The sequence below is a fragment of the Rhodoferax sp. MLSD5-FHT05B10 genome (assembly GCF_058793415.1).
This window is the reverse complement of the sequence record NZ_JBXAFT010000013.1, coordinates 1-15589: the sequence shown is the minus strand read 5'-3', so window position 1 is coordinate 15589 and position 15589 is coordinate 1. Positions and strand designations below refer to the sequence as shown.

The following is a 15589-nucleotide window of genomic DNA, read 5'->3' as shown; positions in this document are numbered from 1 at the left end:
GCTTGAATCTGGGCAAGGTGCCACTCTTAGAATTACCTGCCGCGTGAGACTCGAACCCTTTTCAAGTCAGTTACTGATGTTCATCGAGGGCGCCGTTGCTCGTCGGCGTAGCGATTAACCTGTGGAAGCGGCTGGTTGAGAAACCGCTCATCCAAGCCGCGAAGATGAGCGTTGTAGGCCCATCGAACAAATTGCTCTAGGAGCAAGTTGTTTTCTGCCTTGAGGCGACTGCACTCGTTGGTCAACCGTTCGATACGGTCTAGTGCCAGTTGCTGCTCTGGAAGTACCGCCTGTCGAGGCGTCTTACCAACGATAAGTGCGAGTTCCTGCTTGCGGTGCGCAAAGGCAATAGTGATTCGAGCGTGCCTGTGCAAAGCCTGCCGCGTATAGCGAGTAAAGAGCCTCTTCTCAATGTCATCAATCAGCAATTCCCATCGAAGTTTGCCGTTCCATCCGTCAAGGATTTCAACAATCTTTTCGATGTCGGCATCTTTCAGGTTTTTCCCCCTGCTCATTTCACCGACCCATCTGACCGGCTCACAACCTCCCATTTCAATTCGGGCTTCGCAGATTGCGTGAGGCGCCTGCTCTTTCGAGCCTGAACGGCCTGTTCCAAACGGGATGGAGCCTTGATATGCGTGAGTCGAATGACAGCGCCAGGCATCGACGGCCAATCCGCGCTGCGTCCATCGAGGGTTGTTTTCTTCTTCGTCGACTTCGGAGAAAGTTCGGCCGTCCATCTTGGTGACCGAATGTTTCGTCTGCACTCCACTGATGCTGTCTGAAGCACGCTCTCGCGGAAAATTTGCGGGGGACTTTCTTGTTTGCATCCACATGGAGCCTCTCGTTTTGTGATGTCGAGAAACATTAGCACCCATCGCTCAAGTCGGACTTGACAAAACGGCCTATCGCTGTCAACCAAGGGAAAGTCCTAGTAAAAAAAATTGCACTTCGTTCGTGTGCACGCTCTAAGTAGAGGGCGAATTAAAGAACTTCTGCGGTCATGAGGTATCTCGCGTCCACCAGCAACGACCAGGGCAGTGAACGAATGCGATGGGTCTGTTGAAAGTCAACCCCATCGACCATTAATTCGCAAAACGTGTCGATGGCTATGCTCAAGCTTTTAGTGACAAAAGTAAAAAGTGTTCAATAAATGCGTTTTTTCCAGAATCCAGAAATGTGTCAACAAAGAAAAAAGCCCCGTGAGCATTAGGCTCGCGGGGCTTTGTTTACGAGTTAAAAAAAGTAGTATCTAGAACGGAATATCGTCATCCATGTCGTCAAAGCCACTGGCCGGCCGGGGTGCGGGCGCAGCGGCACGGGGCGCGGGCGCCATGCGACGGGGGGCGGAGCCGCCGCCTTCGTCGCCGTCTCCGGGGCCGCCCATGCCTTCGCGGCCGCCCAGCAATTGCAGTTCGGTGGCAATGATGTCCACGGTGTTCTTTTCCACACCCGCCTGGTCGGTGTACTTGCCGTACTTCAGGCGGCCCTCCACGTAAATGGGGCGCCCCTTCTTGACGTACTCGCCGGCGATTTCGGCCAGGCGGTCGTAGAACGTCACGCGGTGCCATTCGGTGATCTCGGTGCTTTCGCCCGTGTTCTTGTCCTTGCGGCGGGTGCTGGTGGCCACACTCACATTGGCCACGGCCTGGCCCGACGGCAGGTAGCGGATTTCGGGGTCGCGACCGCAGTTGCCGACCAGAATGACTTTGTTAACGGATGCCATGGTTTCCTCCAGAATGGGGGGAGTTTAGCCGGCCTTTGCCGCAGCCGGCGCGCCAGGCACTTTGGGCGCCTGCATGGGCCAGGCCACCACCAGCCAGACCAGCATGGCCCCGGCTCCGGCCACAAACAGGCCTTGTGGCCCCGTATGCTTGACCAGCCACCCGCCCAGCATGCCGCCGGTAAAGAACCCCAATGACTGCAGGCTGTTATACATCCCCAGCGCGGCGCCGCGGGCGCCGGGCGGTGCCACCCGTGAGGCCATGCTGGGCTGGCTGGCCTCCAGCACGTTGAATCCGCAGAAAAACACAAACAGCAGCAAGGCCAGCTCCGTCACGGACGGCGCCCCAGTGGACACCAACAACAGCCCCAGCTGCACCAGGGCGATCAGCCCCACGGCGCCCAGGAATACGGCTCGCAGATAGCCCCGTTTTTCCAGCGGGAACAGCGTGGCGCCCATTACAAAGAACGAGGCCAGCACCGCGGGCAGATACACCCACCAGTGGTGGTCCTTGGCCAGCCCGGCCTGCACCAGCATGGTAGGCAGCGCTACCCACATAGACAGCTGCACCGCATGCAGCACAAAAACACCGAAATACAGGCGCAACAGGGCCGGATTGCGCGCTACCGCGACCAAGCCCGCGGCCAGTCCGCCCGCTTCAGGTGCGGCGTGCGCCGCCGGCTCGGCCGGCACCCACCACAGCACCACGGCAATGCCGATGACCGCCAGCGTGGAGGTCATGGCAAACAAGCCACTCAGGCCCACCAACGTGTTGAGCAAGGGCGACAGCACCAGCGACACTGCAAACATCAGGCCGATGCTGGCACCCACCAGCGCCATGGCCTTGGTGCGCACGCTGTCACGCGTCTGGTCGGCCAGCAGGGCCGTCACCGCCGCCGAGATGGCGCCGGCGCCCTGCAGGGCACGGCCGGCGACCAGCCAGGCCAGCGTGGGCGCCAGGGCTGCCAGCGCGCTGCCCAGCGCAAAAATAGCCAGCCCGATCACCATCACGCGCTTGCGGCCAAAACGGTCGGAAGCCACGCCAAAGGGAATCTGCAGCAGGCCCTGGGTCAGGCCATAGATGCCCATGGCCATGCCAATCAGGGCCGGATCATCGCCGCCGGGGTACTTGCGCGCCTCCAGCGAAAACACGGGCAACACGAGAAACAGGCCCAGCATGCGCAGGGCAAAGATCAGGGCCAGCGAAACCGTGGAGCGGCGCTCCTGCCCGGTCATGGTGGACGACGTCACGGGAGTGGCCTCCGGCGACACAGACGCGGAATCCGCAGCGGAATAAGACGGTGAAGACAAGGCAGTAACTCGCAAACTGGAAATTCCGCTGCACACACAGGGAAAGGCTGCCATTGTCTCCTATCTGCCCGAAATCGGCTGGCAAGGCAGCAAAGACCGCCATCTTTCACTATCATGGTAGGTTTCCCTGATTTCCCCGCACAACCTCTCCAGTGGGTCACGACCTTGACACTATCGAACGACGGCACCCCCTCTCCCCATGACCCGGACAGCACCTACCTGGCCCGGGTATTGCAGCAGCAGACCATCAGCATCCGGGGTGCGCGTACCCACAACCTGAAGAACATCGACCTCGACATCCCGCGCAACCAGCTGGTGGTGATCACCGGCCTGTCGGGTTCGGGCAAGTCCAGCCTGGCCTTCGACACCCTGTACGCCGAAGGCCAGCGCCGCTATGTAGAGAGCCTGTCCACCTACGCCCGCCAGTTCCTGCAACTGATGGACAAGCCCGACGTGGACGTGATCGAGGGCCTGTCGCCCGCCATCTCCATCGAGCAGAAGGCCACCAGCCACAACCCGCGCTCCACCGTCGGCACGGTGACCGAGATCCACGACTACCTGCGCCTGCTGTTCGCCCGCGCCGGCACACCCTATTGCCCCGACCACGACCTGCCCCTGCAGAGCCAGACCGTGAGCCAGATGGTGGACGCCGTGCTGGCCCTGCCGGCAGATACCCGGCTGATGATCCTGGCGCCGGTGGCACGCGAGAAGAAAGGCGAGTTCCTGGACGTGTTTGCCGAGATGCAGGCCCAGGGCTATGTGCGCTTCCGGGTGAACGGCACGGTCTACGAATTTGACGACCTGCCCGTGCTCAAGAAGACGGAGAAACACGACATCGACGTGGTGATCGACCGCATCAAGGTTCGCGCAGACCTGCAGCAGCGCCTGGCCGAAAGCTTCGAAGCCGCTTTGCGCCTGGCCAACGGGCGCGCCATCGCGCTGGAGATGGATGCTCCGGAACGCTCTGAAAATGATAGCGACCTGCACAATAACGACGGGGGCAAAGCCCCAAAAGAGCACCTTTTTAACGCTCGCTTTGCCTGCCCGGTCTGCAGCCACTCGATCTCGGAGCTGGAGCCCCGGCTGTTCTCCTTCAACTCGCCGGTCGGCGCCTGCCCCAGCTGTGACGGCCTGGGCCAGCAGGAGTTCTTTGACCCGGCACGGGTGGTGGCGTTTCCCACGCTCAGCCTGGCCAGCGGCGCCATCAAGGGCTGGGACCGGCGCAACGGTTACTACTTCTCGATGCTGGAGAGCCTGGCCAAGCACTACAAGTTCGACATCGAGGCGCCCTTCGAGTCCCTGCCCGACACGGTGCAGGCCGCCATCCTGCACGGTTCGGGCGAGGAGGAAATCAAGTTCAGCTACGTGGTGGACTCCGGCGCCTCGCAGGGCAAGAAGCTGAGCAAGAAGCACCCGTTCGAAGGCATCCTGCCCAACATGGCGCGCCGCTACCGCGAGACCGACTCCGCCCTGGTGCGCGAAGACCTGGCCCGCCTGCACAGCACCCAGCCCTGCCCGGCCTGCAAAGGCTCGCGCCTGCGCCTGGAAGCCCGCCACGTCAAGATCGGCGAGGGCGACCAGGCCCGCGCCATCTTCGAGATCAGCCGCGCCACCCTGCGCGAGAGCCACGCCTATTTCCAGACCCTGACCATGGCCGGTGCCAAGGGCGACATCGCGGCCAAGGTGATCCGCGAGATCGGCCTGCGCCTGAAGTTCCTCAACGACGTGGGCCTGAACTACCTCAGCTTGGACCGCAGCGCCGAAACGCTCAGTGGCGGCGAGAGCCAGCGCATCCGCCTGGCCAGCCAGATCGGCTCGGGCCTGACCGGCGTGATGTATGTGCTTGACGAGCCCAGCATCGGCCTGCACCAGCGCGACAACGACCGACTGATCGACACGCTCAAGCACCTGCGCGACATCGGCAACAGCGTGCTGGTGGTGGAGCACGACGAGGACATGATGCGCGCGGCCGACCACATCATCGACCTGGGCCCCGGTGCCGGTGTGCACGGTGGGCGCGTCATTGCCCAGGGCAACTTCGAGCAGGTCAGGGCCAACACCGAATCCCTCACCGGGCAGTACCTGGCCCACACCCTGCAGATTCCCGTACCCCGGCAACGTACGCCCTGGCAGCCCACGGTGCGCGCTACACAGGCGGCGGCCGACAAGGCCAAGCCCCACCGCTTTGCGCCCAGTCCCGCCGCCATCCGGCGGGCCGAGCGCGAAGCACACCACCAGGCCACGCTGGGCGACCTGCAAGCCCTGCGGGTCGTGGGCGCCAGCGGCCACAACCTGCGCAACGTGAGCGTGGATTTTCCCGTGGGCCTGTTCACCTGCGTGACCGGCGTCTCCGGCTCGGGCAAGTCCACGCTGGTCAACGACACGCTGTACGCCGCCGTGGCCCGCACTCTCTACCGCGCCCACGAGGAACCGGCGGCACACGAGGCAATCGAGGGCATCGAGCATTTCGACAAGGTCATCAACGTGGACCAGTCGCCCATCGGCCGCACACCGCGCTCCAACCCGGCCACCTACACCGGCTTGTTCACCCCGATCCGCGAACTGATGGCTGAGGTGCCCACCGCGCGCGAGCGCGGCTACGGCCCGGGCCGCTTTTCCTTCAACGTGGCCGGCGGGCGCTGCGAGGCCTGCCAGGGCGACGGCGTGGTCAAGGTCGAGATGCACTTCCTGCCCGATGTGTACGTGCCCTGCGACGTGTGCGCCGGTGCGCGCTACAACCGCGAGACGCTGGAGGTGCTGTACAAGGGCAAGAACATTGCGCAGATCCTGGAACTCACCGTGGAAGCTGCCTACGAGTTTCTGCAAGCCGTGCCCACCATCGCCCGCAAGCTGCAAACCCTGCTGGACGTGGGCCTGTCCTACGTCAAGCTGGGCCAGGCTGCCACCACGCTCTCAGGCGGTGAGGCGCAGCGCGTGAAGCTGGCGCTGGAACTCTCCAAGCGCGACACCGGGCGCACGCTCTACATCCTGGACGAGCCCACCACCGGGCTGCACTTTGCCGACATTGCCCTGCTGCTCAAGGTCCTGCACCAGCTGCGCGACGCCGGCAACACCATCGTCGTCATCGAGCACAACCTGGACGTCATCAAGACCGCCGACTGGCTGATCGACATGGGCCCCGAAGGCGGCTCGGGCGGCGGCACGGTGCTGGGCGTGGGCACGCCGGAAGACATTGCGGCCAACCCGGCCAGCCACACCGGGCGCTACCTGCAGCGCCTGCTGTAAGCGGCGCACCGGCGTCAGCCGGCGCGTGCGTGCTGGCGGACGAAGGCCTCGAAGTGGGCAGGCGACAGGGGCTTGCTGTAAAAATACCCCTGCACCTCGTCGCAGCCCTGGTCGCGCAGGAATGCCAGCTGAGCCTGCGTCTCCACGCCCTCCGCAATGGTGGCAAAACCCAGGCTATGGGCCAGACCGATGATGGCAGCCACGATGGCCTTGTCATCCGGATCGTCGGTGATGTCCCGCACAAACGACTGGTCGATCTTGAGCTTGTAGACCTGGAACCGCTTGAGGTAGCTCAGTGAAGAGTACCCGGTTCCGAAGTCGTCGATCGCCATGCGCACACCCCGCTGATGCAGCTCGTCCATGATGGCAATCGCCTCCAGCGGATCATTCATCGCCACGCCTTCGGTCAGCTCCAGCTCCAGGCATTGGGGCGGCAGGCCGGCGTCCGCCAGGATGCTGGAAACCAGCTCCGGCAGGTTGGCGTGGCGGAACTGCACCGCCGACAGGTTCACGGCCATTTGCTGCACCGGCAAGCCCGCATCGCGCCAGGCGCGCAGTTGCCAGGCCGCGGTGCGCAGCACCCAGGCGCCAATGGAAAGGATCAAGCCGCTGTCCTCGGCAATCGGGATGAACTCGACCGGAGACACCGATCCCAGGGTGGGATGCGTCCAGCGCAGCAGGGCCTCCGCCCCCACGATGGCGCCGTCGTGCAGGGACACCTGCGGCTGATACACCAGCTGCAGCTGGTCCTGCTCCAGCGCCCGGCTCAGAGCGTTTTCGAGCTGCAGGGCGCGGGTGCTCTGGGCCTGCATTTCGGCGGTGAAGAACCGGTAGGCGTTGCGCCCGCTCTGCTTGGCCCGGTACATCGCCGCATCAGCCCGCATCGACAGCGTCTCGAAGGTGTCGCCGTCGGCCGGGTACAGCGCGATACCGATGGAGAACGTAATGGCCAGCTCCTGCTGCCCGATCACGTAGCGTGGCGCGGTCGCCTCCAGCAGTTTGCGGGCCACATGGGCCGCGCCGGCGGCGTCGGTGTCCGGGCACAGGATCACGAACTCGTCGCCCCCCAGGCGGCTGATGGTGTCCTGCTCGCGCAGGGTCTGCTGCAGGCGCAGCGTCACCTGGATCAGCAGCGCGTCACCGACCTGGTGCCCCAGCGAGTCGTTCACGTTCTTGAACCGGTCCAGGTCCAGGAACATCACCGCCAGCGATTCGTGGCTGCGCTGCGCATGGCCCAGCTCGGTCTGGAGCCGGTCCTGCAGCAGGCGCCGGTTGGGCAGGCCAGTCAGGGGATCGAAATCGGCCAGTATCCGGATGTGCTCCTCGTCGGCCTTGCGCTGGGTGATGTCCGTGGCAATGGCAACATAGTTGGTCACCTGGGCCTGGGCGTCGCGCAGCTGGCTGATGGACAGCCAACCCGGGTACAGCGTGCCGTCCTTGCGGCGGTTCCACACCTCGCCGTGCCACTGGCCCTGGCTGGCAATAGCCTGCCACATGGCACGGTAAAAATCCCGGTCCTGCCGGCCCGAGGACAGCATGCTGGGGTTCTTCCCCAGGGCTTCGGCCTCGGTGTAGCCGGTGATCCGGGTAAAGGCATTGTTCACCCGCACCAGCCGGCTGTGCTGGTCCGTGATCATGATGACCTCTCCCACCTGGTCAAACACCTTGGACACCAGCTGCAGCTGCATCTCGGCGTTCTTGCGCTCGATGGCAATGGCCGTCAGGTTGGCCGCCATTTCAATCACCCCGATTTCATAGGCATCGGGCGCCACCGCCGTGCGGTGGTACACCCCGAAAGTGCCCAATACCGCGTTGCCACCGGAGCGGATGGGTTCAGACCAGCAGGCCACCAGCCCCGCCCGCGCCGCAACGTCCTTGAACGCCACCCAGTCCGGGTCGGTGGCAATGTCGGTAACAATCGCGCGCCGGCCCGTGAAGGCCGCCGTGCCGCAGGAACCCACGCCCTCGCCAATCGGCACCCCCTGGAGGGCCGCGTTGTAAAAGTCGGGCAGGCTGGGCGCCACCCCCTGGCGCAAGCACTGACCCTCCGTGTCCAGCAGCAGGATGGAACACAGCGCGCCGGGCAACACCTCCTGGATCCGCAACACAAAATCCCGCAGCACCTGCTCCAGCGGCACGCTGCTGGCCAGCCGCTCCAGCATGAAGCTGCGCAGCGCATCGCGCTGGCGCGCCCGCACCCGGTCCGTCAGGTCCATGTTGGTGCCCGACACCCGCACCACCCGGCCGGCCTCGTTGCGCTGGGCAAAGGCCCGCACCAGCACCGGAACGTAATGGCCGTCGCTGTGCTGCAGGCGGCACTCCGCCACAAAGCCCTCGCCGACGCTGCGCAGAAACTCCGTCATCAGCTCGACAACCCGCGGCACATCCTCAGGGTGCATGAACCGCCGCCACAGATCGGCATCGACCGGATACTGGTCCACCGCATAACCCAGCATCTGCCACCAACGCGGCGAATAGTAGAACCGGCCGCGCGACAGGTCCCAGTCCCACAGGGCATCGCGCGCGCCCTGCAAGGCCAGGGCGAGGCGGGTTTCGGACTCGGCGGTGCGGGCCTCGGCCTGGGTGCGGGCCGCTTCGCGGTCGAAATTGCGCAACGCGTAGTCGATATCCGAGGCCATTTCCAACAGCAGGTTCTGCACCGGTTCGTCAAAAGCCCCCTCTTCGTCCGCATACACCGTGAAGACCCCCACCACCCGGCCATCGCGGTGCAGGGGCAAGGCCGCCGAGGCCGCCCAGCCAAAACGCGCACCCCACGCATGCCAGGGTTCGGTGACGGGGTCTGTCTGGTACTCCTGGCACCAGTAGGGTTGATCGCCGTGCAGGGCGCGGCCCGTCGGCCCGGCCCCCATGGGGACGCTGTCATCGGCCACAATGCCCAGTTCCTGCGGCACTTCGGCGCCCACCCCATACGCGGCCACCGTCCGCAGCGGGCCGTGCTCGTTATCCACCAGCCCGATCCAGGCCATGCGCATGCCCCCGTGGTCCACGGCGCTGCGGCAAATCTGGGCAAAGAGTTCGGTTTCGTCGGCACAGCGCACGATGGCCTGGTTGCAGTCGCTCAGGGCCGCATACAGACGGGCCAGCTGGCGCAGTTTGGTCTCGGCCTCCAAGTGCGCCTGCTCCATTGCGTTGAGCCGGCGCTGCGTCTGGGCCAGCCAGCCCAGCACGCTTTCCTGGCGATCCGGCGGCACGACCATGGCATCCGAAAAATGGCCCTGGCCAATCCGGGTGATGTGCGTGTGGAGGGTGTCGAGCCGCCCCCCCAAGGTGGCGTGCAGTGTCCGGAACGAGCGCCACAAGGCCAGCAGCAAACCCAGGCCAACCAGCACAAACACCGTGCGCAGCAGCGTCGCCTGGCGCTCAGCCGCATGCACCGCCGCCAGGGTACGGGCATCCGAGAGTCGGTAGAACGCATCCAGCGGCTCCATGATGCGGGCCTTGGCCTGGTGGTAGGCCGCGTCGTGGAGCATCTGCCCGGCCCGCAGGCGGCGGGCGTCCAGGCCGGGCCCCGGGGTCTCCACCAGCGCCATGGCCTCGCGCTCCAGCAGGGTCAACCGGTCGGAATTGTCCTTGGCCAGTGCCAGCTGGCGAAATTCGTCCGGCTGGAAACCGGCTTCCTGCATTTTCTGCAGCAGTGGCGTCCTGTCCCCCCCGGCCGCCGCGGCCGCCGGCGGTTTGTCTGCCGCCAGATACCAGTACATGCTCTGGAAGTTGTCGGGGCGCGCCATCTTGCCGTCCCGGATGTCCAGAATCTCGAAGTAGTGCTGCTTGTACTCGGGAGCACCCGTCATCACGTACGTGCGTGCCATGCGGGTCAGGTCATCGGAGGACTGCCGCAACTCCTCTACCAGCAGGCGCGACTGGTAACGCAACTCGTTGGCGACATCAATCCGCTTTTCCGAGGCCACATACACCGCAAACACTGCCACCAGGACCAGCGCAAACGCCGCAGCCACCCGCAGGCTGAACGAGAAGCTGGCAGTCTTGAGGCGTGAGGTCATTGATGGCTACCCGGGTGACGCCCCATGGTAGCGTCAAATAAGGAGCCCGGCGGCGTGGGCCGCCCCGCACACGCGCCTGCGCGGCGTAAACCGGTATTATTTGACTGAAGCGCTCGGGCGTTCCGCCACGCGGTCGCGCCAGGCCTGCAGGGCCGGCAACCCTTCGCGGCCGGGCTGGAATTTCATCAGCCGGGCAAATTCGATGGCACAGAACGCCGTGATGTCGGCAACGGTGAAGCGCTCGCCAGCAATCCAGGGCTGGCGCTCCAGTACGTGGTCGAACCAGGCCGCCACCTCGCGCACCTTGGCCACCTGTGCCTGGCCAAACTCTGGAAACTGCGGCTGCTCCAGCGGCGCCAGCCCCGGGTGGGTATGGCGCACCACGTTGGCAATGCCACCAAACAGGTAGAACTCCACCCGCCGGTCGGCCATCTCGATAAAGGCGCGCTCCTCGAACGTGGTGCCCATCAGGTTGGGTTCAGGGTACAGCCCCTCCAGGTAGGTGCAGATGGCGCGGGTCTCGGTCAGCACCCGGCCGTCGTCCAACTCCAGCGCGGGCACCTTGGCCAGCGGGCTCTTGGCGCGGTAGGCCTGGCCCTGGTGTTCGTGGGCATTGAGGTCCAGGTTGACCAGGTTGATGCCGGTGATGCCTTTTTCGACCAGAAACATCAGGACGCGGCGGGGATTGGGCGCACCGTGCGCAACGTACAGCTGCATGCTCACACTCCTGTCTTGCGGGACTGGCCCATTTCTACCATGTTGCGCGCCTGGTCCGAGAACTTCTGGGCGGCTTCGCTGCCATCGCGGCGCAGTTCCAGCGTGGACGGCGGATTCTGCAGGCCACGCTGCACGGCCTCGCGCGCGCCCACCAACGCCAACCAGCGCTGCAGGTGCGGCAGGTCGTCCACCTCCACCCCCGACCAGCGGTGTGTGCGCACCCAGGCCCAGTTGGCGATATCGGCAATGGAATAGTCACCCGCCAGGTATTCATGGTCCTTCAGGTGACCGTCGAGCACGCAGAACAGGCGCTTGCTCTCGCCCTGGTAGCGGTCAATGGCGGGCTGAATCTTTTCCGGAAAGTAGCGGAAGAACACATTGGCCTGGCCCATCATGGGGCCGATACCGCCCATCTGGAACATCAGCCACTGGATGACGCGTGAGCGGCCCTTGCGGTCGGTAGGCATGAGGCGTCCGGTCTTCTCGGCCAGGTAGATGAGGATGGCGCCAGACTCGAACACCGCAAAGTCGTCTTCGTCACGGTCGACGATGGCGGGAATGCGGCCATTGGGGTTGATAGCCAGGAACGCAGGCGCCTTCTGCTCGTTCTTCGCCAGGTCCAGCACCTTGAGCGTGTAGGGCAGGGCCAGTTCTTCGAGAGCGATGGACACCTTGTGTCCATTGGGCGTGGCGGCGGTGTACAGGTCGATCATGCAAGGTCCCCGGAAGTGGATGGCGCGAAGCAACCCCCATGGTAGCGACCTTGCAACACCCCCGGTGTCGCGGGGGCAACGTGCAGCACGTCCCCGCGCCCCGCCTGGGGGAGGCCTAGCGGCCCAGGTCCTCGATGGCGTCCACCACCATGCCGGTACCCACGGCGATGAGCAGGATGTCGGCCGCAACCCGCACAAACTGGTGCCCGGCCGGCGGTGCACCCAGCTGCCGCAGGATACGGGGGTCCACCGCGCCATACTCCACGCCATAGGGCAGGGGGCGGCCCATGGCCCACTTCTTGGCCTGCCCCGGCGGCAGGCAACCGTTGTTCTTTTTGGCCAGTCCGGGCGGGCAATGGCCGGTGCGCGCCTGCTGGCGGTAGTAGTCCTGCAACTGGGTGCGCTGGGCCGGTGCGAAATAACTGCCAATGCGAATCTCGACCCCTGCGCGGGGGGCCGGTGCGGTCACGTAAGAATCCTGCTCGTCGCCCCGGTCCCTGTTCTTTCCGTGGCCAGCCCATTCGGGCTTGCCCGCCATAGAGGCCACGCTGGCCAGCACCAGTACACCACCGCACACCACACGCCCCACGTGCCACCCGGCACGACGGACCGACAAACTTTTACGCATTCTGTTTCTCCTGCAAAACAACAACTCCCTTAGCCGGCCTGCACCTGCTGCAGGGCGGCCTGCAGCACGCCCCGCGTGCGCTGGGCCTCGGCCCGCGCAGCGGCCGCAAAATCCGCCCCCGCTGCGGCATACAGAATGGCGCGGGAAGAGTTCACGATCACCGGCCCGGTGGACGCGGACGCCGTGCCGCGCCAGCCCGCCTTGACGGTGGCCACCGCGTCGCCGCCCTGCGCACCCACGCCCGGAATCAGCAGGGGCACGGTGGGTGCCAGTTCGCGCACGCGCGCAATCTCGGCCGGGTAGGTGGCGCCCACCACCAGCCCGAGCTGGCCGTTCTGGTTCCACGGGCCCTGCGCCAGCGCGGCAATGTGTTCGTACAGGCGGGGCTGGCCCGGCAGCTCCAGCAGGCGCTGGGGCTGGAAGTCGTCACCACCCGGGTTGGAGGTGCGGCACAGCAGGAAGGCACCCTTGCCGTGGTACTTCAGGTAAGGCGCCACGGAGTCAAAGCCCATGAAGGGCGACAGCGTGACGGCATCGGCGCCGTAGCGCTCGAAGGCCTCGATGGCGTACTGCTCGGCGGTGCTGCCGATGTCGCCACGCTTGGCGTCCAGGATGACGGGCACCTGGGGCGCCACACGGCGCATGTGGGCCACCAGCCGCTCCAGCTGGTCTTCGGCGCGGTGGGCGGCGAAGTAGGCAATCTGGGGTTTGAAAGCGATGACCAAGTCGGCCGTGGCGTCGACGATAGCGGCGCAGAAGTCAAAAATCTTGCTCGCGTCGCCGCGCCAGTGGGTGGGAAACTTGGCGGGTTCGGGGTCCAGCCCCACGCACAACAGGGAGCCGTTTTGGCGCTCGGCAGTGCGCAACTGGTCTAGGAAAGTCATGCGGCTATTGTAGGGAAGCGACGCACGGACCGTCGCCTTCGACGCGTTTCAAAGCGTAACGGGTGTCTATTAGTTCGCTACGCTTCGGGAATTCCGGCCAGCTGCTATTTATGGCAGGAAGTGGGTGCTCTCGATTGGACGATAGAGGTCAGCAACGGGCCTTTCGCGGACATAAGGCAAAGTGAAAGGCGGACGTTCAACGCCCTAGTTAACCGGCGTCGAAGCGCTAAGCGCGGAGGGTACCGCTTCAGGCCATGAGAATGCTGAAGGCATGGCCTGTAGTGGTGTCCGCGTTGAACGACCAGTTAGGCAGTACCGGGCACCCTCAATGACCGAGAGTATTCGGGCAGCAATTGGGCTGCAGACAGCTCTCGCCGCAGCGTGATTTGGGTGCTGTCTAACCGACCGAGGTTCGCCAGCTCTGCATCAAGTACCTTCTTGTTGCTTTCGGATAGACCCATTGCAGTACCGAAGATCTGTTTTGAATGACGGACCGGAATTTCACGCGGCGAACCAAATAGAAGCTGAAGATTCAACTCGTGAAACGCAAAGCCCAAGAAGACAAGAGTCTCTGCATCGAAGACAGCTTTACGAATTTGCTCAATCTGGCTGTCCGACTCAGACGTTCCCTCAGTGAAAGTTCTAAGGTTTTCAGCTACTTGGATCAGTGCCGACGAACTAATATCGCCACCGAAGGGCACTGAAGTACCTCGGTTTTGCCAGGGCAAGGTGCCGACTTGCCCATATGGATGGAGAACAGAGAGGTGCGAAACGATTTCTGCGGCTCGCTCCGGGCTGCTGCCGTAGTAGTTTTGAATGGAGTAATAAAGGAAGTGTTCCAGCGTTCGATCGTAATTGAACGTGACGACACGCACCCTAGATAGTCGGGTTGGCAGATCCTCTTCTTGTGCATTGAGACACACCAACTGAAAGAAGGCATTGAACCAAGTGTCGGCTACACGCCCAAAATTGATCGTGTTATAGATGTTTTTAGGACTCACATAAAGAGTACTGCTCCGCTCGGCTTTGAGAATCGCAGAAGCTATGGCGAGCTTTCCAACTGCGGCAATTGTGGGATTCGACCGGTGTGAGTCGATGAAGTTGTCAATCGACGGTGCCTGCGGCATCCCGGCACAGACCCGGCTTGAAGCGGAGTAATAGTCATCGACCAAGTGAGCGCTTCCAGAACGTTGCCCCAATGCATACAAGGCGTCACGAATTTGATCATCGCCACCGGTTAGTACGCGAAAGTTATCAACCTTAAAGGCTAAGCTGGACGCAATCTTGCCTTTCAACTCGCTTCCGGTCGGCATGCTGACCTCATAGCTGGAGCCTGCACCTAGAACGAAGGTCATGAACTCTGGAGTACTGGACATTTAAATTGTGCTCGCGAGCGATTTGTGGGCGTCTAGTGCAGTCCAATCTGGCGTCTGGCGGGGCAAATTGGACATCAAAAACTCCTGGAAGCGTTACCCGCAAAGGGTTTGCGCGCCCCCGGCAGTACTCAGGGCCAGTGTAGACGTGCATTAGGCAGCTGCCCATCCCCCAAACGGGTGACGCCGGCATGAAAAACAAACCCCTATGACCGGAACGCGGAGAAGCAGCAAACGACCGGCATTGGTCGGTACCAATCCAACCACACGGCCAATCGTTGTTAAACCTACACCCCGGGCTTAAACCGCACCGTCCAGCACATCCATTGCCAGGCACAGGTCAGCCCAGGCCTTGGCCTTGTCGGCGCTGGCGCGCAGCAAGACTTTGGGGTGGTAGGTCACCACCACGGGAATGCCGCGGTAGCGGTACACGGTGCCGCGCTGCTTGCCCAGGGGCAGGGCCGCCTGCTCGGGGTGTTCGCCCAGCAGCACCTGCGTGGCGAAACGACCCATGGCCAGGATGACCTTGGGTTGCACCAGCGCCACTTCGCGCTGCAGGTACTGCGCGCACTGGGCCAGCTCGGCCGCCTGCGGCAGGCGCCCGGGTGGGGGCCGGCACTTGACAACGTTGGTCAGATACGCGCCCTGGCGGGCGGTGCCGTTGCGGCGGGCGCCCACGGCCTTGAGCATGGCGTCCAGCAACAGGCCCGCCTGTTCGGCAAAGGGTTGCGCCAGGCGGTCTTCGTCTTCGTCCGGCGGATCGCCCACCACCAGCCAGTCGGCTTGCGCGGGCGCATCGGGGCGTTGCAGCGTGCTGTTCTTGCGCCCGGCACACAGGCCGCAGGCCTGGCAGGCAGCGGCGGTTTGCGCCAGGGCCGCCCAGTCCAGCCGGTGCAGTGCCAGTGCTTCGCCGGGCACGTCCGCGGCAGGCACCACGCTGCCGCCAGCGGCCGCCGCGAAGCGGGCCGGAAC

At 64.0% G+C, this 15589-nt stretch carries 11 protein-coding genes; 1 reads left to right on the top strand and 10 read right to left on the bottom strand.

Going from position 1 to position 15589, the window contains the following annotated elements; all coding sequences use genetic code 11:
• Window positions 1-80 precede the first annotated feature (80 nt).
• From AC1Q5W_RS15650 to AC1Q5W_RS15640, 3 genes are all read right to left on the bottom strand, one after another.
• Entirely contained in the window at window positions 81-836 is a 756-nt protein-coding gene (locus AC1Q5W_RS15650; RefSeq protein ID WP_492644351.1) for a hypothetical protein, read from the bottom strand.
• A gap of 416 nt (window positions 837-1252) precedes the next feature.
• A complete protein-coding gene (ssb, locus tag AC1Q5W_RS15645) occupies window positions 1253-1726 on the bottom strand; it encodes a single-stranded DNA-binding protein (RefSeq protein ID WP_492644352.1) in 474 nt (157 codons plus the stop codon).
• A 24-nt stretch (window positions 1727-1750) separates the two neighbouring features.
• The gene (locus AC1Q5W_RS15640; protein ID WP_492646139.1) at window positions 1751-2959 is read right to left on the bottom strand and encodes an MFS transporter; all 1209 of its coding nucleotides are present in this window, start codon (window positions 2957-2959) and stop codon (window positions 1751-1753) included.
• Window positions 2960-3199: 240 nt separating this feature from the next.
• Here AC1Q5W_RS15640 and uvrA point away from each other — a divergent pair, with 240 nt between their 5' ends.
• Window positions 3200-6280 carry an excinuclease ABC subunit UvrA gene (gene uvrA, locus AC1Q5W_RS15635; protein ID WP_492644353.1) on the top strand — a complete coding sequence of 1027 codons (3081 nt, stop codon included), beginning with the start codon at window positions 3200-3202 and terminating at the stop codon, window positions 6278-6280.
• 14 nt (window positions 6281-6294) lie between these two features.
• On the opposite strand, the gene AC1Q5W_RS15630 is transcribed toward uvrA, so the two are convergent.
• The 7 genes from AC1Q5W_RS15630 to AC1Q5W_RS15600 form a co-directional block, all read right to left on the bottom strand.
• Window positions 6295-10302 carry a bifunctional diguanylate cyclase/phosphodiesterase gene (locus tag AC1Q5W_RS15630; RefSeq protein ID WP_492644354.1) on the bottom strand — a complete coding sequence of 1336 codons (4008 nt, stop codon included), beginning with the start codon at window positions 10300-10302 and terminating at the stop codon, window positions 6295-6297.
• A 96-nt stretch (window positions 10303-10398) separates the two neighbouring features.
• A complete protein-coding gene (locus AC1Q5W_RS15625) occupies window positions 10399-11019 on the bottom strand; it encodes a glutathione S-transferase family protein (protein WP_492644355.1) in 621 nt (206 codons plus the stop codon).
• 2 nt (window positions 11020-11021) lie between these two features.
• Window positions 11022-11732, bottom strand: a complete 711-nt coding sequence (locus AC1Q5W_RS15620) for a glutathione S-transferase family protein (protein WP_492644356.1) — start codon at window positions 11730-11732, stop codon at window positions 11022-11024.
• Window positions 11733-11847: 115 nt separating this feature from the next.
• Window positions 11848-12360: an RcnB family protein gene (locus tag AC1Q5W_RS15615; protein ID WP_492644357.1), complete on the bottom strand. Its 513-nt coding sequence runs from the start codon at window positions 12358-12360 to the stop codon at window positions 11848-11850.
• A 29-nt stretch (window positions 12361-12389) separates the two neighbouring features.
• The gene (pyrF, locus tag AC1Q5W_RS15610) at window positions 12390-13244 is read right to left on the bottom strand and encodes an orotidine-5'-phosphate decarboxylase (protein WP_492644358.1); all 855 of its coding nucleotides are present in this window, start codon (window positions 13242-13244) and stop codon (window positions 12390-12392) included.
• A gap of 305 nt (window positions 13245-13549) precedes the next feature.
• Entirely contained in the window at window positions 13550-14599 is a 1050-nt protein-coding gene (locus tag AC1Q5W_RS15605; protein ID WP_492644359.1) for a hypothetical protein, read from the bottom strand.
• A 318-nt stretch (window positions 14600-14917) separates the two neighbouring features.
• Window positions 14918-15589: uracil-DNA glycosylase (locus AC1Q5W_RS15600; protein WP_492704247.1), on the bottom strand; the 672-nt coding region annotated here is incomplete at its 5' end.

Coding starts and splice junctions, on each gene's coding strand:
- AC1Q5W_RS15625 (WP_492644355.1), bottom strand. CDS start 11,019: ATGCAGCTGTACGTTGCGCACGGTGCGCCCAATCCCCGCCGCGTCCTG.
- AC1Q5W_RS15605 (WP_492644359.1), bottom strand. CDS start 14,599: ATGACCTTCGTTCTAGGTGCAGGCTCCAGCTATGAGGTCAGCATGCCG.
- AC1Q5W_RS15630 (WP_492644354.1), bottom strand. CDS start 10,302: ATGACCTCACGCCTCAAGACTGCCAGCTTCTCGTTCAGCCTGCGGGTG.
- AC1Q5W_RS15650 (WP_492644351.1), bottom strand. CDS start 836: ATGTGGATGCAAACAAGAAAGTCCCCCGCAAATTTTCCGCGAGAGCGT.
- pyrF (WP_492644358.1), bottom strand. CDS start 13,244: ATGACTTTCCTAGACCAGTTGCGCACTGCCGAGCGCCAAAACGGCTCC.
- ssb (WP_492644352.1), bottom strand. CDS start 1,726: ATGGCATCCGTTAACAAAGTCATTCTGGTCGGCAACTGCGGTCGCGAC.
- AC1Q5W_RS15620 (WP_492644356.1), bottom strand. CDS start 11,732: ATGATCGACCTGTACACCGCCGCCACGCCCAATGGACACAAGGTGTCC.
- AC1Q5W_RS15615 (WP_492644357.1), bottom strand. CDS start 12,360: ATGCGTAAAAGTTTGTCGGTCCGTCGTGCCGGGTGGCACGTGGGGCGT.
- AC1Q5W_RS15640 (WP_492646139.1), bottom strand. CDS start 2,959: ATGACCGGGCAGGAGCGCCGCTCCACGGTTTCGCTGGCCCTGATCTTT.